We start from the raw sequence: 21,385 nt of genomic DNA on the forward strand, positions 1-21,385 counted from the left end.
GTATAAAAATATGAAATTACCACAGATCAACATAAAAAATAAAAGAGCTTCTTTTGATTATGAGTTGCTCGATACATATCAAGCAGGAATAGTGCTTACCGGAACGGAGATAAAATCGATTCGTCTTGGGAAAGCTAGTTTGGTAGATACATTTTGTTTCTTCAATAATGGAGAGTTATGGGTTAAGAATATGTATATTGCAGAATATTTTTACGGAACTTATAACAATCATCAAGCAAGAAGGGATAGAAAGTTATTATTGACGAAAAAAGAACTACAAAAGATACAACGTTTATCTAAAGAGTCCGGTTTTTCTGTAATTCCTACGAAAATATATATCAATGATAAAGGTCTTGCAAAAATTATTATTGCCGTTGCAAAAGGTAAAAAAGTATATGATAAGCGAGAGTCGATAAAGGAAAGGGAAGATAAACGTCAAATGGATCGGGCATTTAAACGTTAATAATTTTCTCACAAATAATGAAGATCTTTTTATCCGGGCATAATGTCGTGGCGAATATATAGATATTTCCTCCGTCTTTTATTTTAGACTTTCGTCGCAACTCTTCTGCTGTCATTGGAAAATTTCGAACTGTAATATTCGCAGAAGGGTATTGTGCGAAAAGTTTCTTTAAAGCCTTACCTGAAAAAGGCATAATTTCTTTTACGATAAAGACACGACCGGGAAAATTCGCTACAAATTTATCGGATGTATATAAGTGGCTGTTTTTATGCATTTTAGATATAGAAAATGAGATGGCTACAGATTTGAATGCCCCAGCTTTTAGAATAGAAGAATTAGGTTCATATAAATAGGATCGGACAGACGTTATAGGTTGTAACAGAGAAATATTTTTTTCATCCTTTAATGTAAATATATAATTATCAGGTTGTTTTACAGGATTCAAATTAACACAGTTAATAGAGATTTCTCCTTCTATAAAATGATTGTTAATGACAAAAAATAATTCTTTACATTCATTCTTTACAGAGATAACATATACTTCCTTAACAAATTTCAGATCTTGTATAGCTCGACTAATATCAATCATAGGAGATGCCTTTAATAAAATTACCGGAGCTTTTTCCAATAGAATGTCCTGCAATTCTATTATGTTTGGTTCACAATCACGTAAGTCGTATAACCTTTTATTTTCCGAATTACGTCTAGCTGGATCAATGTAAAACGCGTCGAATTTTATATTACATCCGAGAATGAATTTTAAGCTATCCGAACAAACTATTTGAATATTGTTTTTTTGTAATATACTAAAGTTATACTTTGCCACATTACAGTATAACGGATAACGTTCTACATAAGTGACTTTTTCTGCTGAAGCGGCAAAATAGTATGAATCTACACCTAATCCTCCAGTCAAATCACATATTGATTTATATCTCGATCCTATAATATCCTGTTTATATTTGGCGGTAATTTCAGATGATGCTTGTTCTGCAGATAAAACAGATGGAAATAATAACTTCTTGTTTTGATTCCAAAGAGGTAATTTATTTTTAATTTTTTGTCTGGATTCTATTTGATCAATAGCAAAAGAGAGATCAAAATTCAAGTTTTCAAATCTCTTTAATCTGAGTTTTATCGGATTTTCTTGTGAATACTTTTCTATAAAATCAAATAAATTATCTGAGATTTCCATGTATTATATGAGCAGCTAATTTTTAACAAAGATATGATTTTATTGTTTCAAAAACAAACTTGTATTTGTTATATAATTTGTATTATGTTAAATAGAAAAAGTGTACTTTTACCTTAATACCCTATTTACAAAGAATTTCCTTTAATCAAAAGAATCATTAGATTGTTTATCAGAGTTTGTATTTCCCGACATTTTTTCGATAATATAAACGAGCAAAAAACCTACAATCATAAGAAATACTGCCTGCCAGATATACACATTCGGCAAGATATTTTGTTCGACTAAGGGTTTAATAGTCCCATGACTATCTACAAATGTCTCTAATGTTCTTTTCCATGGCCAGACTTTATTTAATGATCCCAACATAAAACCTGTCAATATAGCAATTGTTATGTCATGAAACTTACGTAATAAATAAGATAAAATGTTGGAAAACAGCACCAATCCTATAGCTGCACCGCAGGCAAAAACAATAATAATTGTAATATCTAATGATTTTACCGCATTCATAATAAACTCATATTTACCTAATAACAATAGAATGAAACTACCCGAAATTCCGGGTAATATCATTGCACATATGGCAATAGCCCCGCATAAAAATATAAATGACAGATTTTCTGGTGTTTGAGATGGAGTTGCGATTGTTATATAATACGCGATCCCTACTCCTATAATAAAAGAGAGCCAACGCTTCCAATCCCAAACTTGAATTCTTTTGGAAACAAAATATGTAGATGCAATAACTAAACCGAAAAAGAAAGCCCATACTAATACCGGATAGTCATCTAATAGAAAAGTTATAAGTTTAGCCAAAGAAAAAACACTTATGAGAATGCCTAATATTACAGAAAGTAAAAAGTTTCCATTAATATTATTCCAAAAACTTTTCAATTTAAATGTAAAAAGAAATTTTAAAGTTTTAATATCAACGCTTTTTATGGAATTAATCAATTCTTCGTATATCCCCACAATAAAAGCAATAGTACCGCCTGATACTCCGGGTACGACGTCTGCAGCGCCCATTCCCATCCCTTTTAAAGTCAGTATTACATAATCTTTAATGCTTCTTCTCATATTACTAAGTTATAATTCTTCGTTTAAACTTTTCTTTAGAATCGTTTTTAATTTATCGATTATTTCTCTAGTTTGTTCTAGTTCTTTACGGTTTTCTTCAGATATATTTTCAATGTCATCAACTTGTAATGTCGTTTCATCTAATTGTTTGATCATATCGACGGCTTTTTCCTGATTACCAGAATTAAAATGAGCGAGGATTAACTTAAAAGTTAATTTCACATTATAAATATCAATAGACAAAGCTCGATCATAATATGATATTGCTGTATTGTAATCGGTATTTTGAGAGGCCAAATCTCCTAAAAGAGTGAGTGCATCTTGATTTTCCGAATTCAGTTTTACCGATTGTTCTAAAGCTATTCGGGCTTTTGTAAATTCTTTTATTTCAACATATATTTCTCCGAGAAAAGCTAATGCATCAGCATCTTCAGGCTCTAATTCAATACTTTTTCGTAAGCATTGAATTGCGTTAGAAATATCACCTAAATCATAGTAATTAGATGCCTGTTGATAGTATAAATTAGCATTATCAGGGGTATATGATAATGCTTTATCCAAATATCGGATAGCATCTTCATTTTTTTCTAGTTTAGTATAACATTCGGCAATTAATTCATAAGTCATAGACTTGTCTTCAATTACACCTAATAACTCTTTAAATACTTCTATTGCCTGAGCATAATTTTCATTGTCATATAGACAATATCCTTTAAAGGAAAGAATGGTTTCATCCCCTTCTTTGGCCGTCAGGGCAAAATCACAAGCATCAACAGCTTTATCATAGTCTTTTTTTAAGGCATGTATTTTGGCCGTGTTAAACCAATCGACATAGGAATAAGGATCTCTATCGAGCAAAATATCATATACAGACAATGCGAGGTCATATTCTTGACGATCTTCATAGATGAGCGCCAATTCTCTTAATACCTCACTCCCGTTCACCAATACTTTGTCTGCTGCAAAAATAAAATCTTTTAGTTCATCTATATATCCGAAATCCAAATACATATCAATAATGTCGAAACAAAGATCGACAGATATTTCATCTGAAGATAACAAACTGTTCAGCAGAGAAATAGCCTTATCTCCATTTGCTTGAATAAAACTCAATTCTGCACAAATCAAAACAGCATCTACCGAGTCGTGAGGTATAGAATAAATTTGTTTTTCAGCTTCCTCTACGCAATCGAGACATAAAAGATATTTGGCTCTTTTAATTCCTAAACTCATGCTTCCCGGATGCATGGACATACCGCGCTCTATTACTTCCAATGCTTTTTGATAAAGATCTCGTATTTCATACTGATATGCAATCTCTTCCAGATCATCTGCATCAAAATAGTAGTTCGCATGATCTTTTATCATCTGTTCATATCGGATCAATAACTCAGGACGTTTATCTTCAGACATGTATTTGTTTCTAAAAATCAGGCTGTTGAATTTCTTTTATCAGAGAAATTCAACAGCCTCAGTATTTATTATTTCTATATTATTTCCCTTTTATTTTTTCCCAGCTATCTTTTAACGATACAGTACGATTAAAAATCAGTTTATCCGGTTTAGAATCTTTGTCCACACAAAAATATCCTGTACGTTGAAATTGGAATCTGTCCCCCGGTTTTGCATTTTCAAATAAATAAGGTTCTATCCGACAATTATCCAATACTTTTAAAGATTCAGGATTTAGTAATTCCCTGAAATCTTTCTCTTTTTCTTCTGCCGGATTTTCTACACAAAATAAGCGATCATAAAGTCTTATTTCTGCAGGCTTGCTATGTTCTACGGAAACCCAATGCAGAGTACCTTTAACTTTTCGTCCGCTTTCTGGCATTCCACTTTTGGTTAACGGATCATACTCACAATATATCTCCTCAATTTCTCCATTCTCATTTTTTTTGCAACCTGTACATTTTACGATATAGGCAGATTTTAACCGAACTTCTTGTCCGGGTGTCATACGGAAAAATTTTTTCGGAGGGTTCTCCATAAAATCATCCCGTTCAATATATAATTCACGGGTAAACGGAATTTCATGGAAACCAGCGGATTCATCCTCTGGATTATTCTCCGCCTTCATATATTCCACCTGATTATCCGGATAATTTGTAATAATAAGTTTTACCGGATTTAAAACTGCCGATACTCGATTGGCTGTTTTATTTAAATCTTCGCGGATACTATGTTCAAGCAAAGATACACTGATAAGTCCATCGTATTTGGTATATCCGATTTTGTCGATGAAATTTCGTATCGATCGAGGAGTGTATCCTCGACGACGTAATCCACAAATGGTCGGCATACGGGGATCATCCCACCCCGATACTAATTTTTCCTGTACTAATTGTAACAATTTACGTTTACTCATTACTGTATAGGTCAGATTAAGCCGATTAAATTCCATTTGTCTGGGACGATAGGTTTCATCTGCCAACTGATCTACAAACCAGTCGTATAATGGTCTGTGGACTTCAAATTCTAATGTACAGATAGAGTGTGTCACTCCTTCGAAATAATCTGATTGACCATGAGCAAAATCATACATCGGATATGCATTCCAAGTGTTTCCTGTACGATGATGCGGGTGTTTAATGATCCTGTACATAATGGGGTCTCTCATGTGCATATTGGGAGAAGCCATATCTATTTTTGCTCGTAATACCATAGCGCCTTCCTCAAATTCACCCCTATTCATTCGTTCAAATAAATCTATATTTTCCTCAATAGGACGATCTCTGTAAGGACTTGGTGTACCCGGCTGTGTAGGTGAGCCTTTTTGTTTCGCTATTTCCTCAGCAGATTGTTCATCGACATAAGCCTTTCCCTCTTTAATCAGACGAAGTGCCAGATCCCATAACTTCGGGAAATAATCTGATGCATAATAGAGCCGATTTCCCCAATCGAATCCCAACCAATGTATATCTTCTTTAATTGAATCTACATACTCAACATCTTCTTTGACAGGATTAGTATCATCGAAACGAAGATTACAAGTTCCTCCGAATTTTTCAGCGACACCGAAGTCCATACAAATGGCTTTTGCATGGCCTATATGCAAATAACCGTTAGGCTCCGGTGGGAAACGAGTGTTTAATCGTCCTCCGTTTTTTCCTGCCGTCAGATCTGCTTCAATAGCGGCTTCAATAAAATTCAGGCTTTTCTTTTCCTCTTCATTGTTCTCTATCTGTGTCATATTCTTATAAGTTACTGAGTATTGTCGTAATTGACCTGCGTAAAATCTTAAACAGGCTTTTTATGAAATGCAAATATAATTAATTAAGTGTAATAATATCTGCCATTATTGATTTTTCTATAAATATATTCGATCATCGAATGTGTAAATATTTATGTGTTTGCAGGCTCAGTCTCCACTCCGGATTTTTTTTGATATATTCAATGACATCTTCTGTATTTTGCATAGAACAAGGTTGCAACATTTTATATCTACACGAGTATTGATCATAAATGCTCATATCTTGGTTTAAATAAACGACTTTTAGTTCATCCATCTGTTTACGGACGCAATCTTTTTTGGGACTGCAAGTGATCCAATCGCACCAGCGAGTAACGGCATCGAATCCTTGTGTTAAAGTTCCATTTGTTTCTATTTGCAAATAAAATCCCTGAGCTTTTAAAAGTGAAAGAAAACGGTCATCTAATTGCATCGATGGTTCTCCTCCGGTCAAGACAATATGCTTTGTCGGAAATTTTCGTACAGTATCGATAATTTCTTCATCAGACATTATTTTACCAGAAAAATGATCAGTATCACAAAATTCGCAATTTAAATTACATCCGGAAAAACGAATAAAAATAGCCGGTACTCCCGTATAGTATCCTTCTCCTTGAATACTATAAAATATTTCATTAATCTTTTTCATAAATAGCAATATTTCCTTCGGATTCTTGTACCTCTACCCGAAAGCAAAAAGGAATCTGATCACATACCCAACGAGCGATGTTTTCGGCTGTAGGATTAAATGGTAAAACTTCATTCAAATTTTTATGGTCTAATTTTTCGTGTATGAGTTTTTTGATTAATGAGAAATCTGTAACCATACCATCTTGATTCAATGTTTCTGCACGACAAGAGATCGAGATAATCCAGTTATGTCCATGTAAAAAAGAACATTTACTTTCATAAGATAGGTTTAAGTGATGGGATGCCGATATTTCTAATGTTTTTTTGACTATATACATAGTTTCTTTTTCTAAAATTCATGCCAAAAGTAACAGATAAATCGGAAATATGAAAGCCATGAAATATTAAAAAAGCCCGGTGTAATACAGGGCTTAAATAAATGCAAAAGGAGTCTGTCATTTTTTAGAGTCTAAATTTTCTGATAAAATTATATATTCTAACCTCTTGAATCTTTTTTCGGTCTGTTTTCCCGTCTCCTATAATATCACGTAATCCGCCACATTTCTTATCGGAACTAAAAAACAGTTCTCAAAAAATGTTTGTAATTAGACAGTACCTTTGCTATTTATTATGGCAGATTCCAGTTCTTTTCGTTATAATAACGCATTAGATGATTGATGGCTTCTTGTAAGTCTGCATGTAATTGATGATTCATTTCATGAATATGAATACGTTTGTGCTCATTCATTTTTTGTAGCAGGTATTTTGAAAAAAGTTGCTCCATATTGTTTTTACCTAATTTATCGTTAAATCCTACGGTTATGCTATCGGCATGTTTGCTTACATAACCGAGCAGTATATTCTTAGAATGTTCCGGATTTATTGACCGAACTTCATAGTGTTCAGGATTGTCTATTGTTGCAGTACAAGGAGGAACTGTAGATTTTAATAATTGTCGTACAGTGTTGAATGCTTCATTTACAACTTCCATAATTATTGATTTTTGTTTTATATTTATTGTAATACAGTCTAACACGTTTTTTTGTTCAATAATTACTCATTTTATAATCCCGAGCATATTTTATATCTTTGCATGGCTACTAATTTTAATGAATTTTCAAGTGATATATCCACATAATTTTGAGCAAAAAATAGGATTTGATAAGATCCGCCAACATATAGAAAATAAATGTTTAAGTACGCTCGGCATAGATCGTGCAAAAAAAATGGCATTTATAAATGATTATGATATTATTGTTAGGAAGCTTCACGAAACTGAAGAGTTTGTTCATATTCTCCAAGAGGAAGACGAATTTCCTGCAAATTATTTTTTTGATGTCCGTCCGGCACTTAAACGGATACGGGTGGAAGGGACTTTTTTGGATGAATCCGAGTTATTCGATTTACGTCGATCGCTCGAAACTATAAAAGGAATTGTTTATTTCTTTCGGAACGAAGAAACTGAAGAGAATACCCCTTATCCATATCTTCAGAAGTTGGCAGGAGATGTAACGGTTTTCCCACAAATTATTATAAGAATCGATCAGATATTAGATAAATTCGGGCATATAAAAGATAATGCCTCCGCTGATCTACAACGTATTCGTAATGAAATAGCGACAACTTTATCGGGTATATCTAAAAGTCTTAGTTCTATTTTGAGAATCGCTCAAAGTGAAGGTGTAGTCGATAAAGATGTGACACCGACAATGAGGGACGGACGGCTGGTTATTCCTGTTATCCCTGCTTATAAAAGAAAGATCAAAGGCATTGTTCACGATGAATCGGCAAGTGGAAAAACAGTGTTTATAGAACCGGCAGAAGTGGTTGAAGCAAATAATCGTATTCGTGAACTTGAAAGTGACGAGCGAAGAGAAATTATTCGTATTTTAACCACTTTTACTGATGAACTGCGGCCTCACACCGAAGATATATTCTATTCATACGAGTTTCTTGCTGATATTGACTTTATTCGGGCTAAGGCTCTATTTTCGATTCAAATTAACGGTTTATTGCCTATATTCGAAGATTGCCAGCAGATAGATTGGTATCACGCTATACACCCTTTATTATTCTTGTCACTTCAAAAGCAACAAAAGCAAATCGTTCCGTTAGATATAACTTTAGATCATAAAAACAAAATTCTTTTGATATCGGGACCTAATGCTGGAGGGAAATCGGTCTGTTTAAAGACTGTGGGATTATTGCAGTATATGTTACAATGTGGACTTTTGATTCCGATTTATGAAAATTCACGAACAGGAATCTTCGATAATATATTTATCGATATTGGAGATGAACAGTCGATCGAGAATGATTTAAGTACTTATAGTTCTCATTTGACAAATATGAAATTTTTTGTCCGAAATTGTGATAACCGTACAATATTGTTGATTGACGAATTTGGGGGTGGCACAGAACCTCAAATCGGTGGAGCGATAGCAGAAGCCTTGTTAGATCGATTCAACAAGAAAAATTCATTTGGCGTTATTACGACTCATTATCAGAATTTGAAGCATTTTGCTGAAGATACCCCCGGTATAATAAATGGAGCTATGCTTTATGATCGACATTTAATGCAACCTCTATTTAAGTTGTCGATCGGAAATCCTGGAAGTTCTTTTGCTATAGAAATTGCCCGAAAGATCGGCTTGCCGGAAGATGTGATTGCAGATGCATCTTCTAAAGTCGGCTCTGATTATATCAATATGGACAAATATCTGCAAGATATAGTTCGGGATAAACGGTACTGGGAAAATAAAAGACAAAATGTACGGTTACAGGAGAAACGCTTAGAAGAGATTACCGCTCGTTATGAAAACGATATAAAGAACATAGAGAAACAAAGAAAAGATATCTTGTCTGAAGCAAGAAAAAATGCAGAAAATATTTTATCTGAAGCAAATGCTCGTATTGAAAACACAATACGTTCTATAAAAGAAGCTCAGGCTGAAAAAGAAAAGACAAAGGAGATTCGGAAAGATCTGGAAAAATTCAAAAAGTCTATAACGGCAGAAACGATAATAGATGATAAAATCAGTCGGAAAATACAGAAAATAAAAGAAAAGTATAAAAGAAATAAAACATTTGCTAATAATGAGAATATTGCATTCGATACCAATGTTATAGTAGTCGGTGATGCGGTCAAAGTAAGAGGTCAAGCTTCTATCGGTGAGGTAATGGAGATTCAAGGGAAAAATGTAGTGATCGCATTCGGAATGTTGAAATCAACTGTTAAGATCGATCAACTTGAAAAGGTAAGTAAAAATCAGATAAAACGGGAGAAAAATATAAAAGCGACATTTGTCGGTGAACAGACTGCAGATGATATGCGAGAGAAAAAATTAAATTTTAAGCAAGATATAGATATTCGAGGATTGCGCGGTGATGAAGCGATACAAGCGGTTACCTATTTTATCGATGATGCCATTCTTGTCGGATGTTCTAAAGTCAGGATTTTGCATGGTACAGGTACAGGAATATTACGCCAACTTGTGCGTCAATATCTTAGAACTGTTCCGGGTGTGAAACATTTTCAAGACGAACACGTACAATTTGGTGGTGCAGGAATAACAGTTGTCGATCTGGAATAAATCCAGATGACAACCGGTTTATTAGGGATTTAATAAATGCCTTCGTCTTTCACAAAAACATATAATGTAGATCTGGATACTCCATATTTTTCAGCTATTTTCCTGACAGATACTCCTTGAGCTCTCAGATCGACAATTTCATCCCGTTTGTGTTTCAATAATTTCATCTTGGGAGAGCATCCTTGTCTGCGTCCTAACACAACACCTTCTGATTTCCGTAACGCTAAAGCTTCTCTCGTTCGAGCAGAAATCAAATTATGCTCTATTTCTGCAACAAGGCCGAATGCAAAACCCAACACTTTGCTATTGATATTGTTATCAAAAGCATAACCATCTTTTACACTATAAACAACAACTTCTTTGCGAATACATTGATTTAAGATAGACATGATCTCCAGCAGAGTCCGGCTTAGCCGGGATAACTCTGTGACGATCAGAATATCACCTTTGGTTAACCGTCTTAATAAGGTCCCTAATTTTCGATCACTACCCTTTTTTTTCCCACTGGCGACCTCTGTGTACCATTTGTCTACCGACAAATTCTTTTTTATGGCGTATTTCTTAATTTCTTCGCATTGATTTTTCAGATGTTGTTTTCCGGTACTAACTCGTAAATATGCCACTACCATTTTTCTATACTTTTCACTATACGCACTTTAAAATAAGCTATAAACATGTGTGATTTAGAGATAATATGTTCTATCTGTAGAATAAAGACCGACAAATTGTCGGTCATATTTTACAAAAATAGTATTTATTTGATGAAAACATAAGAAAGTGCTTAATATTATAAGATTTTTCACACATGAATACTTTTTGCCAGAATAAAAACTTTCTGTATGTTTGTATAAACAAGAGAAATAAAATCTGATTTATGCGTAAGTTCACACCATTTAGAATAGCTTGTATTGTTTTATTATGGATATACCTTTGCTATTTATTAATCAAGGGATACGGAGAAGTCAATTTACGAGTTTTTTTAGTCATTATCGCTTCAGGAATCATTATTTTTGTTCCTATATATAAACGCAATCGGAAATAATTGCAAAAACAGGACATAAGAATCCCTGAGAAATATTATCGTTTCATCTAATAAAAAGCTACATTTGCAACTGCAAAAGTTTATTTAAATATGGCGATCATAAAAGAGCAATTACTCTCGACAATATATAATCCGGATGATTTACGGAAACTTTCTCCTGAGCAACTACCGCAGATCTGTACAGAATTAAGACAATTTCTTATAGACGAACTATCCTGTAATCCGGGACATTTCGCTTCGAGTTTAGGCACTGTAGAACTTACCGTTGCATTACATTATGTATTTAAGACTCCTTATGATCGAATTGTGTGGGATGTCGGTCATCAGGCATATAGCCATAAGATTCTTACCGAACGTAGAGACAAATTTTTTACCAATAGAAAATTTAAAGGATTAAGCGGATTCCCCTCTCCTTTTGAAAGCAAGTATGATACTTTTACGGCCGGACATGCATCCAATTCAATATCAGCAGCTTTGGGAATATCTGTCGCAGCTAATTTAAAAGGGGAAAACGATAGAAAAGTTATTGCAGTTATCGGAGATGCAGCAATATCCGGAGGATTAGCTTTCGAAGGACTGAATAATGCATCTATTAATCCGAATAATTTATTGATTATATTGAACGATAATGATATGGCGATAGATCATAACGTCGGTGCATTAAATCAATATTTGGTAAATATAACAACCTCACCAAGTTATAATAAGCTACGGTATGATATATATCGCACATTGGTGAAACTTAAACTTATTTCGGCAGAACATCGTGGTGCAATTTTACGTTTCAATAACAGCATCAAGGCTTTGATCAGTAAACACCAAAATATTTTTGAAGGACTGAATATCCGTTATTTCGGACCGATCGATGGACACGATGTAAATTATATCATTCGCGTATTGAATGATATAAAAGAGATGTCAGGTCCGAAATTACTACATCTAAAAACTATTAAAGGAAAAGGATATGCCCCTGCGGAAAAAGCTGCGACAGTATGGCACGCCCCGGGAAAATTCAATAAAATAACAGGTGAAAGACTTATCGTTAAAGATAATAACCTACCGCCTCTCTTTCAAGAAGTTTTCGGACGAACATTGGTAGAATTAGCAAGAGAAAATAAAAAAATTGTCGGTATTACTCCTGCTATGCCTACGGGGTGTTCAATGACCTATATGATGTCTGAATTTCCTGATCGCACTTTTGATGTGGGTATAGCTGAAGAACATGCCGTTACTTTCTCCGGAGGATTGGCAAAAGAAGGGTTAATTCCTTTTTGCAATATCTATTCTACATTTATGCAACGTGCTTTTGACGAAATAATACACGATGTTGCGATCCAAAATCTTCATGTAGTTTTTTGTCTTGACAGAGCCGGACTTGTTGGTGAAGATGGTGTGACACATCACGGAGCTTTTGATTTGTCTTATTTAAGATGTATTCCTAATATGACTATTGCATCACCCATGAATGAACATTATCTTCGACATTTAATGTACACGGCTCAGGCCAAAGCAACAGGAGCTTTTGCTATCCGCTATCCTCGTGGACGGGGCTCTCTCGTAAATTGGCATTGTACACCGGAAATACTGGAAATAGGGAAAGGACGGAAACTTTCTGATGGAGAGGATATTGCTCTCATCAGTATAGGTCCTATAGGAGTATCGGCACAGAAGGCTATAATGAGGGCAAGACAACAGGGTGTTTCTGTAGCCCATTACGACATGATATTTTTAAAACCGATAGATGAAGAATTATTACATGAGATCGGAAAGAAATATTCACGGATCGTTACGGTAGAAGATGGAAGTATAAAAGGTGGATTGGGTATGGCTGTTATTGAATTTATGGCTGATAACGGGTATGTTCCCAGAATAAAACGTATAGGTATTCCCGATCGGTTTATTGAGCATGGAACTATTCCTGAACTCTATAAATTATGTGGTATGGATGAAGATAATATCGTTTCTCTTTTGACATCTGCATGGTAAGAAACCAAGAATCGTAAAATTAAAATATACTTTTTATTAAGATATAAAGACTTAATATCCTCTATGAAAATAATAATTGCGGGTGCAGGTGAAGTCGGTACTCATTTAGCAAAGTTGCTTTCTAAAGAAGAACAAGATATCATTCTGATTGATGCAGATATAGAAAAGCTACAATGGATCGATTCTAATTATAATTTGATGACCGTTGCCGGGTCTCCGACTTCATTCAAGGTTTTAAAAAAAGCCGGAGTCAATAAAGCAGATTTATTTATTGCGGTTATGCCATTCGAATCTCGAAATATTACGGCATGCACATTGGCGACTAAATTAGGCGCAAAAAAAACGGTTGCCCGTATCGATAATTATGAATACTTGTTACCTGAGAATAGAGCCTTTTTTCGGGAGCTGGGAGTTGATGAGCTTATATATCCCGAAATGCTTGCGGCAGAAGAAATTGTCACGGCATTGAAAAGAACGTGGGTAAGAAATTGGTTTGAATTGTGTAATGGAGAACTTATTTTGATAGGTGCGAAATTACGTGAAAAAGCGCAAATACTCAATCATAAATTATGTGATCTTACCCGACAAAACAATTACTATCATATCGCTGCCATAAAAAGGAATGAAGAAACTATTATTCCACGTGGTAATGATGAATTGCAGCTTAATGACATTGTTTATTTTACTACAACTCCGGATCATATTCAGGATATTCGTGAATTGACAGGAAAAACAGAAGTAGATGTACGAAAGGTAATGATTATGGGGGGTAGTCGTATAGCAATACGGCTTATCCATATTGCTCCGGAATATATAAAAATGAAATTAATCGAATGTGACCGGGAAAAAAGTTTCAAGTTAGTAGAAAAAATGCATGATACCGTTATTATTCATGGAGATGCAAGGGACATCGATTTGTTGAAAGAAGAAGGCATAAGAGATACCGATGCTTTTATTGCACTTACAGACAGCTCTGAAACAAATATTTTGGCCTGTTTAACAGCTAAAAGATTGGGTGTAGCGAAAACTATCGCAGAAGTAGAAAATATTCCTTTTATTTCTACTGCAGAAGGATTGAACATAGGTTCGATTATAAATAAGAAGTTAATTGCTGCCAGCCGAATTTTTCAGCTACTACTTGATTCGGATTCCTCAAACGTAAAATGTTTAGCTTTAGCTGATGCCGAAGTTGCAGAGTTAGTTGCGAAAGAAGGGTCAAAAATAACAAAAGCACCGGTCAAAGACCTTACGTTACCTAAAGACCTCACGTTGGGAGGATTGATCAGAGATGGGAAGGGTATTATTGTGAATGGAAATACACAAATTCAAGCAAACGATCATGTCGTAGTATTTTGTCTCGATACAGCTATTCGTAAAATAGAAAAGCTTTTTAATTAATAACTTTAATATGTCAGAAATAAATTTTCGAATAGTAGCACGGGTAATAGGCATATTATTATGTTTTGAAGCACTTTTTATGCTACTTCCGTTAAGTGTCGCAATATATTATAATGAAAGTGATATATATGCATTTTTACTGACTGTCGGCATTACGGCAATTGTCGGGCTATGTTCTATATTTATATTTAAAAAACATAGCAAGCAAATGGGTAAGAGAGAGGGTTTTTTAATTGTTTCTACCTCTTGGGTTTTCTTTTCCTTATTCGGAATGTTACCGTTTCTTATTCATGGAGATATCGACAATATTACAGATGCATTTTTTGAAACTATATCTGGATGCACTACTACCGGTGCTACGATACTGGATGATATAGAAAGTTTGCCGCATGGAATTTTATTTTGGAGAAGTTTGATGCAATGGCTTGGAGGTATGGGTATTATTTTATTTACATTAGCAGTTCTTCCCATGTTAAATTCTGGAGGAGGAATTCAACTATTTAATGCAGAAGTTCCGGGTATAACTCATGATAAGCTCAGACCAAGAATTAGTGAAACGGCGAAACGTCTATGGATAGTATATTTAAGTATTACGGTTTTATTGATCGTCTTACTGGTATTAGGACCAATGAATTTCTTTGATGCGGTATGTCATGCAATGACGACTACTGCAACCGGAGGATATTCGACAAAACAGAATAGTATCGCTTACTGGGATTCTGCATATATTGAATATGTCATCATTATATTTATGCTAATCTCAGGAATAAATTTTTCGTTAGTTTATCATGCCGCTCTGGGTGATTATAAAAAGTTATTTCAAGATGAAGAAACCAAATGGTTTCTATTCGTCGTTTTATTAGCCACAGCCGCTATTGCTGCAGGATTATTTATTAGTGGACAAATATACGAGAATGCTGAGAAAACAATTCGTACAGCACTTTTTCAGGTATCGACGTGTATTACGACTACAGGATTTGCCACAGCCGACTTTGCCAAGTGGGGACCTTTTTTTAATGTCGTTATATTCTGTGTCATGTTTTTTGGGGCTTGTGCCGGATCTACGAGTGGAGGAGCTAAAACTATACGAATGGTTGTCGTGTTAAAGAATACGGCAAATGAGTTTTACCGACATCTTCATCCCAATGCAGTCGTACCTGTTCGAATCAATCGACGTGTCATATCCTATGATCTTGTGTCTAAAATATTGGCATTCCTTTTCGTGTATGTGCTGGTTATAGCTGTAAGCGCTCTTATATTATCATCTTTAGGACTGTCATTTGAAGAATCTTTTGGATGTACACTTTCTTGTCTTAGTAATGTCGGACCCGGATTCGGACGAATGAGTTCAGACTTTTCTTTTGAAATCATACCTGCATTAGGTAAATGGGTACTGTCTTTTGATATGCTGATCGGACGATTAGAATTATTTACGGTATTGATTCTTTTCAGTCCGTATTTTTGGAAAAAATCATAAGAGCCTGTTTAAATTTTACTCGGATCAGTTTTGAGAATTTCTTCCGAGTATGTTTTTCTGTTTTTACGAGGATGATAGCGGGCTATCTGACGAGTGAAAACAGGGAAAAAGGTCGGAAGAGAACGCAAAAATGACCTGATAGTACTTTTTTATCGGAAAATTTAAACAGGCTCTAAATGCCAACAAGGAAATATAATTAAAACTTTTTCGTATTTTTGTCTGAGATAAATATACGTTGATAAAAAGCATGATTAAGAAAAAAACAGAAAAAGCATCTTCGAATAAGGAAGATTCTATTTCAAAAAAAATATCGATCTTTCTGAAAAGTGAAAGAACTCATTTTGTGATAGGTATTCTCTGTGTGATGTTCGGGGTATATCTGTTTATCGCTTTTCTTTCGTTTTTCTATACCGGAAATGCAGATCAAAGCAAATTAGAAAATTTACCATTAAGCGAATTGAGTAGTATAAAGAATGAAATACGTAACTGGACAGGTGCTTTCGGTGCGTATTTATCCGACTTGCTTATTAACCGATGGGTCGGAATATCCGCATTTTTTATTTCTTTTTTTATTGCTAAGGTTGGCTTAAAACTAATGAAAGTTAAGGACTTCTCAATTACGAAATCTTTAGTTTATACTTGCTCTCTTATTATCTTAGGCTCTTTGATTTGCGGCTTCTTCTTTATTGATAGTTATAAAGATTCATATCTCTTTTTGGGGGGCTATCATGGTTATTACATGACACTATTATTACAGGCAAATATAGGATGGACAGGGACTTTATTGCTTATTTTTACGGGCATATTGATATTTTTGGTTGCAATAAGTGCTAAAACCGTGCCATTTTTACGAAAAGTGTTTTTATTGGATATCAAACGGAAAAAGAAGAATATAGAAATTTCGGAATCAGAAAATATAGAGAATAATGAAGCTCCTCAAATATCGTCGGAAAACAATAATTTAGGGAATAAACCACCGATTTCTATTTTCGAAGCATCAAACTCCAATGTTGAAGATGAATCCAATATGGTTGAATCTGAAGAGTATACCGAAAAGATTGATCATTATGAGGAAAACTTTTTTGAGATTGTTTCCAAACAGGAAGAGACTTTAGTTAAAGAGGATACAATTCAGGAAGATAAATCAGGAGAACCGGAGTTTGTGATAGAGGAAAATGCTCAAGAGGAGGAAGAAACATCGAACAGTGATGAGTTAGGAGAATATGACCCTACTTTAGATCTTTCACGTTATAAAGCTCCCTCTTTTGACCTTTTGAATAAGTATGAAGGGAACGATCATCAAATCGATATGGATGAACAAAATGCGAATAAAAACCGAATTATCGAAACTCTTGAGAATTACGGAATCCGCATCAGTTCAATTAAAGCGACAGTCGGTCCGACTATTACTCTTTATGAAATTGTTCCTGAACCGGGTGTCCGTATTTCCAAAATACGGAATCTGGAGGATGATATAGCTTTAAGTTTGGCAGCTTTAGGAATTCGAATCATTGCTCCGATTCCAGGAAAAGGGACTATCGGTATTGAAGTCCCCAATAAAGATCCACAAATAGTCTCAATGTATTCTGTTATTGCTTCGAAAAAATTTCAAGAATGTAAATTTGATCTCCCAGTAGCTTTAGGAAAGACTATTACTAATGAGATTTTTATGGTAGATCTTGCCAAGATGCCGCATATTCTTGTCGCAGGAGCCACGGGGCAAGGTAAATCTGTGGGGTTGAATGCCATTATTACATCTTTGTTATACAAAAAACATCCCGCCCAATTGAAGTTTGTATTGATAGATCCTAAAAAAGTAGAGTTCAATATTTATGCAAATATAGAAAGACATTTTTTGGCTAAATTACCAGATGGCGATGAGGCTATTATTACAGATGTAACAAAGGTCGTGCAAACGTTGAATTCTATTACGAAAGAAATGGATGACCGATACGACCTATTAAAAAAAGCTCATACACGTAACATTAAAGAGTATAATTCTAAATTTATTGCACGGAGACTGAATCCTAATAACGGTCATCGGTATATGCCTTATATCGTGGTAATCGTCGATGAGTTCGGAGATCTGATAATGACAGCAGGGAAAGAGGTTGAGTTGCCGATTGCTCGTATAGCACAGTTGGCACGAGCTGTCGGTATTCATATGATTATTGCTACTCAGCGCCCTTCGACCAATATTATTACCGGAGTAATTAAGGCAAATTTCCCGGCTCGTATAGCATTTAAAGTTTCTTCAATGATCGATTCGAGAACAATTCTCGATTGTCCCGGGGCAAACCAGCTAATCGGACGTGGAGACTTGTTGTTTTCACAAGGTAGCGATCTGATTCGTGTACAATCCGCATTTGTCGATACCCCGGAAGTAGAGAAAGTTTGTGAATATATAGGAGATCAAGAATCATACCCTACAGCTTATTTGTTGCCGGAATATGTCGGAGAAAACGGAGAATCTGGATTAACCGACGTTAATTTAAAAGATCGAGACCCTATGTTTGAAGAAGCCGCCCGACTTATCGTAGCAAACCAACAAGGATCTACATCGCTAATTCAGAGGAAATTTTCTATTGGATATAATCGTGCTGGACGTATCATGGATCAACTGGAGGCAGCAGGAATTGTAGGACCGTTTGAAGGTAGTAAGGCACGGCAAGTCCTGGTAATAGACGATCTTCACTTAGAACAAATATTTGAATCTTTAAAATAAATGAAGATAATATGAAAAAATTGCTTCTTCTTTTCATCAGCCTAATAGTTTGCAATGTCTCTTTTGCCCAAAATAAGGCTGGTACATTGTTGGATAAAGTTATAGCACAATATAAAAACTCTAAAGGTATATCGGTAAACTTTCACGTTGAAAATAAAGACCAGAATCGAAAAATAGTAGATAAAATGAGTGGAGAAATGAAACTTATGAATAATAAATTTCAAATCGTTACTCCAGAAGTAATAACTTGGTTTGATGGTAAAAATCAATGGTCATATGTAAAATCGACACAAGAAGTGAATCTCAGCAATCCAGATGAAGCAGAATTACAGAGTATAAATCCATATCAGATATTATCGAATTATAAAAAAGAATTCAAGTATAGTTATAAAGGTAAACAGTCGGGAAATGATATTATCGAGTTATCTCCTATCGGGACAGAATCTGATATAAAAAAAATAAGTTTATCAATTCAAGCTGATAAATTTTACCCTACCGAAATAATAATTTATAATAAGAATAAAACAATTACATCTGTTATTTTGTCTAAGTATCAGACAGGAATGAACTATCAAAACTCACTTTTTGTTTTTGATAAGAAAAAATATCCCCAAGCTGAGCTGATAGACTTGAGATAAAGATCAAATCAATCAAATAATTAAATATGGAAACAAACGAAAGAGTACGTTGCCTCATTATCGGATCTGGTCCGGCCGGATATACGGCTGCCATTTATGCCGGAAGGGCAAACCTTGCACCGGTACTTTATGAGGGAATACAGCCCGGAGGACAACTGACAACTACGACTGATATAGAAAATTTTCCGGGATATCCCGAAGGAATTTCAGGAACAGAAATGATGGAAGACTTGAAAAAACAAGCTTCCCGTTTTGGTGCGGACATTCGGTATGGAATAGTTACTGCTACTGATTTCGGTAAAGCTCCGTATCAGTTAACGATAGATGGCTCAAATAAAATAGAAGCTGATACTATTATCATTGCAACCGGAGCTTCCGCAAAATATTTAGGACTTCCGGACGAAACAAAATTTGCGGGTTTAGGAGTATCGGCTTGTGCCACATGCGATGGTTTTTTTTACCGTAAAAAGGTTGTCGCAGTTGTTGGAGGTGGCGATACTGCATGTGAAGAAGCTGTATATTTGGCGCACTTGGCCAGTAAAGTATATTTAATTGTCCGGAAAGATTATCTGAGAGCATCTAAGATTATGCAAAAACGGGTAATGGACACACCTAATATAGACGTTCTTTTCGAAACTCAAACAATCGGATTATTCGGAGAAAATAGTTTGAAAGGAGCACATCTTGTCAAAGCAAAGGGCACAGACAGGGAAGAATATATGGATATTGCTATAGATGGATTTTTCTTAGCAATAGGACACAAACCGAATACTGACATATTTCTTCCAGCACTACATGTAGATGAAAATGGATACATAAAAACTGTAGGAAATACGACTGCAACGAATATTCCGGGAGTATTTGCTGCCGGAGATGTGGCTGATCCACGTTACAGACAAGCTGTTACAGCTGCAGCATCTGGTTGTAAAGCGGCAATTGATGCTGAAAAATATCTAATAGAGAATGAATTATAATACTCCTACAAAATAAAGGGAAAGGTTGCAAACATGCGAAAAATGTAATCTTTTCCTTTTTCTTTTGAAATTTTACTCATATTGAAATCGCCAAAGGAAACTATTTTTTTGCCATTTTTTTCAGATTTAAAGACACCTTTTTATTTTTTTTATTTACATTTGTGCTATACAACAGTGTTATTTAGCAAATATGGTCAAAAAGAGCACAATAGAGTCGATTATCCGTGAAGATATGGCCGATATGTGGGCATTGCTTAATCCGGATGAAAAACGTGTTATAACCGATAACTTTCACATTCAGACATTTAAAAAAAACGAGATGATTTATAGTGAGGGTGAAAAAGCTACTCAGTTGATGTGTCTTATTAAAGGAAAGGTGAAAATATTCAAGGAAGGTGTCGGAGGCAGAAGTCAGATAATTCGTTTGATACGTCCTGTTCAATATTTTGGATATAGAGCCTATTTTGCCGGAGAAAATTATGTTACTGCCGCATCAGCATTTGAAACGGCGACAATAGGTTTTTTGCCTATGAATATTATTGAGACTCAAATCAGAAAAAATAATCAATTGGCTTATTTTTTTATAAAGGAATTGGCGATGGATTTAGGTATATCTGATACGAGAACCGTAAATTTGACACAAAAACATATTCGAGGAAGACTGGCGGAGTCCTTACTTATGTTGAAAGATAATTATGGACTTGAAGAAGATGGAGCGACGCTCAGTATCTATATGGCAAGAGAAGATCTGGCAAACTTATCAAACATGACAACCTCTAATGCAATAAGAACTCTATCTTGTTTTTCCAATGAAAAAATTATTATAGTTGACGGCCGGAAGATAAAGATCATAGACGAAGCAAAATTACGTAAAATAAGCAGATTCGGATAAATTCAGCACTAATTATTTTATTCTTAGAAAGATAAAAAAATCGGGACATTTGTTTTAAAATAC

Annotated in this window: 17 protein-coding genes; 9 read left to right on the forward strand and 8 right to left on the reverse strand. The window is 34.8% G+C overall.

All coding sequences use genetic code 11. The features are described from left to right. Window positions 1–10: 10 nt before the first annotated feature. Complete coding sequence (gene smpB, locus Q0093_RS04030; protein ID WP_294177480.1) at window positions 11–463, forward strand: SsrA-binding protein; 453 nt, start codon at window positions 11–13, stop codon at window positions 461–463. Here smpB and Q0093_RS04035 read toward each other — a convergent pair. From Q0093_RS04035 to Q0093_RS04065, 7 genes are all read right to left on the reverse strand, one after another. Continuing rightward, window positions 453–1,658, reverse strand: a complete 1,206-nt coding sequence (locus Q0093_RS04035; RefSeq protein ID WP_297928530.1) for an SAM-dependent methyltransferase — start codon at window positions 1,656–1,658, stop codon at window positions 453–455. The genes smpB and Q0093_RS04035 overlap by 11 nt on opposite strands. A gap of 141 nt (window positions 1,659–1,799) precedes the next feature. Beyond that, window positions 1,800–2,735 (reverse strand): DUF368 domain-containing protein, encoded by a 936-nt coding sequence (locus Q0093_RS04040; protein WP_294177478.1) that lies wholly within the window; start codon window positions 2,733–2,735, stop codon window positions 1,800–1,802. Window positions 2,736–2,744: 9 nt separating this feature from the next. Then, window positions 2,745–4,148 (reverse strand): tetratricopeptide repeat protein, encoded by a 1,404-nt coding sequence (locus tag Q0093_RS04045; protein WP_297928531.1) that lies wholly within the window; start codon window positions 4,146–4,148, stop codon window positions 2,745–2,747. A gap of 79 nt (window positions 4,149–4,227) precedes the next feature. Then, complete coding sequence (locus Q0093_RS04050) at window positions 4,228–5,928, reverse strand: glutamine--tRNA ligase/YqeY domain fusion protein (RefSeq protein WP_294177476.1); 1,701 nt, start codon at window positions 5,926–5,928, stop codon at window positions 4,228–4,230. Window positions 5,929–6,061: 133 nt separating this feature from the next. Next, window positions 6,062–6,616, reverse strand: coding sequence for a radical SAM protein (locus Q0093_RS04055; RefSeq protein ID WP_297928532.1), 555 nt, complete (start codon window positions 6,614–6,616; stop codon window positions 6,062–6,064). After that, window positions 6,603–6,935, reverse strand: a complete 333-nt coding sequence (locus tag Q0093_RS04060) for a 6-carboxytetrahydropterin synthase (RefSeq protein WP_294177474.1) — start codon at window positions 6,933–6,935, stop codon at window positions 6,603–6,605. The genes Q0093_RS04055 and Q0093_RS04060 overlap by 14 nt, the downstream gene beginning before the upstream one ends. A gap of 290 nt (window positions 6,936–7,225) precedes the next feature. Beyond that, window positions 7,226–7,588 carry a hypothetical protein gene (locus Q0093_RS04065; RefSeq protein WP_297928533.1) on the reverse strand — a complete coding sequence of 121 codons (363 nt, stop codon included), beginning with the start codon at window positions 7,586–7,588 and terminating at the stop codon, window positions 7,226–7,228. 130 nt (window positions 7,589–7,718) lie between these two features. Between Q0093_RS04065 and Q0093_RS04070 the strand changes: the two genes are divergently transcribed. Beyond that, window positions 7,719–10,190, forward strand: a complete 2,472-nt coding sequence (locus Q0093_RS04070; RefSeq protein WP_297928534.1) for a Smr/MutS family protein — start codon at window positions 7,719–7,721, stop codon at window positions 10,188–10,190. 29 nt (window positions 10,191–10,219) lie between these two features. Here the strand turns inward: Q0093_RS04070 and Q0093_RS04075 are convergent, their stop codons facing one another. Then, a complete protein-coding gene (locus Q0093_RS04075) occupies window positions 10,220–10,819 on the reverse strand; it encodes a recombinase family protein (protein WP_009317027.1) in 600 nt (199 codons plus the stop codon). A gap of 503 nt (window positions 10,820–11,322) precedes the next feature. Here Q0093_RS04075 and dxs point away from each other — a divergent pair. The 7 genes from dxs (at window position 11,323) to Q0093_RS04110 (ending at window position 21,322) form a co-directional block, all read left to right on the forward strand. Next, window positions 11,323–13,218: a 1-deoxy-D-xylulose-5-phosphate synthase gene (dxs, locus tag Q0093_RS04080; RefSeq protein ID WP_297928535.1), complete on the forward strand. Its 1,896-nt coding sequence runs from the start codon at window positions 11,323–11,325 to the stop codon at window positions 13,216–13,218. 63 nt (window positions 13,219–13,281) lie between these two features. Further along, window positions 13,282–14,616, forward strand: coding sequence for a Trk system potassium transporter TrkA (gene trkA / locus Q0093_RS04085; RefSeq protein WP_294177470.1), 1,335 nt, complete (start codon window positions 13,282–13,284; stop codon window positions 14,614–14,616). A gap of 10 nt (window positions 14,617–14,626) precedes the next feature. Continuing rightward, complete coding sequence (locus Q0093_RS04090; RefSeq protein ID WP_297928536.1) at window positions 14,627–16,093, forward strand: TrkH family potassium uptake protein; 1,467 nt, start codon at window positions 14,627–14,629, stop codon at window positions 16,091–16,093. 247 nt (window positions 16,094–16,340) lie between these two features. Continuing rightward, window positions 16,341–18,818, forward strand: coding sequence for a DNA translocase FtsK (locus Q0093_RS04095; RefSeq protein WP_297928537.1), 2,478 nt, complete (start codon window positions 16,341–16,343; stop codon window positions 18,816–18,818). Between the two features lie 11 nt (window positions 18,819–18,829). Beyond that, window positions 18,830–19,456, forward strand: a complete 627-nt coding sequence (locus tag Q0093_RS04100) for an outer membrane lipoprotein carrier protein LolA (protein ID WP_294177467.1) — start codon at window positions 18,830–18,832, stop codon at window positions 19,454–19,456. 26 nt (window positions 19,457–19,482) lie between these two features. Continuing rightward, window positions 19,483–20,430: a thioredoxin-disulfide reductase gene (gene trxB / locus Q0093_RS04105; RefSeq protein ID WP_294177466.1), complete on the forward strand. Its 948-nt coding sequence runs from the start codon at window positions 19,483–19,485 to the stop codon at window positions 20,428–20,430. A gap of 190 nt (window positions 20,431–20,620) precedes the next feature. After that, complete coding sequence (locus Q0093_RS04110) at window positions 20,621–21,322, forward strand: Crp/Fnr family transcriptional regulator (protein WP_294177465.1); 702 nt, start codon at window positions 20,621–20,623, stop codon at window positions 21,320–21,322. Window positions 21,323–21,385 lie beyond the last annotated feature (63 nt).

It is taken from the genome of uncultured Coprobacter sp., assembly GCF_947855755.1.
Classification (GTDB): domain Bacteria; phylum Bacteroidota; class Bacteroidia; order Bacteroidales; family Coprobacteraceae; genus Coprobacter.

What these genes read in the sequence shown, in the direction of transcription:
- smpB (WP_294177480.1), top strand. Translation starts at nt 11, where the DNA reads ATGAAATTACCACAGATCAACATAAAAAATAAAAGAGCTTCTTTTGAT.
- Q0093_RS04035 (WP_297928530.1), bottom strand. Translation starts at nt 1,658, where the DNA reads ATGGAAATCTCAGATAATTTATTTGATTTTATAGAAAAGTATTCACAA.
- Q0093_RS04040 (WP_294177478.1), bottom strand. Translation starts at nt 2,735, where the DNA reads ATGAGAAGAAGCATTAAAGATTATGTAATACTGACTTTAAAAGGGATG.
- Q0093_RS04045 (WP_297928531.1), bottom strand. Translation starts at nt 4,148, where the DNA reads ATGTCTGAAGATAAACGTCCTGAGTTATTGATCCGATATGAACAGATG.
- Q0093_RS04050 (WP_294177476.1), bottom strand. Translation starts at nt 5,928, where the DNA reads ATGACACAGATAGAGAACAATGAAGAGGAAAAGAAAAGCCTGAATTTT.
- Q0093_RS04055 (WP_297928532.1), bottom strand. Translation starts at nt 6,616, where the DNA reads ATGAAAAAGATTAATGAAATATTTTATAGTATTCAAGGAGAAGGATAC.
- Q0093_RS04060 (WP_294177474.1), bottom strand. Translation starts at nt 6,935, where the DNA reads ATGTATATAGTCAAAAAAACATTAGAAATATCGGCATCCCATCACTTA.
- Q0093_RS04065 (WP_297928533.1), bottom strand. Translation starts at nt 7,588, where the DNA reads ATGGAAGTTGTAAATGAAGCATTCAACACTGTACGACAATTATTAAAA.
- Q0093_RS04075 (WP_009317027.1), bottom strand. Translation starts at nt 10,819, where the DNA reads ATGGTAGTGGCATATTTACGAGTTAGTACCGGAAAACAACATCTGAAA.
- dxs (WP_297928535.1), top strand. Translation starts at nt 11,323, where the DNA reads ATGGCGATCATAAAAGAGCAATTACTCTCGACAATATATAATCCGGAT.
- trkA (WP_294177470.1), top strand. Translation starts at nt 13,282, where the DNA reads ATGAAAATAATAATTGCGGGTGCAGGTGAAGTCGGTACTCATTTAGCA.
- Q0093_RS04090 (WP_297928536.1), top strand. Translation starts at nt 14,627, where the DNA reads ATGTCAGAAATAAATTTTCGAATAGTAGCACGGGTAATAGGCATATTA.
- Q0093_RS04095 (WP_297928537.1), top strand. Translation starts at nt 16,341, where the DNA reads ATGATTAAGAAAAAAACAGAAAAAGCATCTTCGAATAAGGAAGATTCT.
- Q0093_RS04100 (WP_294177467.1), top strand. Translation starts at nt 18,830, where the DNA reads ATGAAAAAATTGCTTCTTCTTTTCATCAGCCTAATAGTTTGCAATGTC.
- trxB (WP_294177466.1), top strand. Translation starts at nt 19,483, where the DNA reads ATGGAAACAAACGAAAGAGTACGTTGCCTCATTATCGGATCTGGTCCG.
- Q0093_RS04110 (WP_294177465.1), top strand. Translation starts at nt 20,621, where the DNA reads ATGGTCAAAAAGAGCACAATAGAGTCGATTATCCGTGAAGATATGGCC.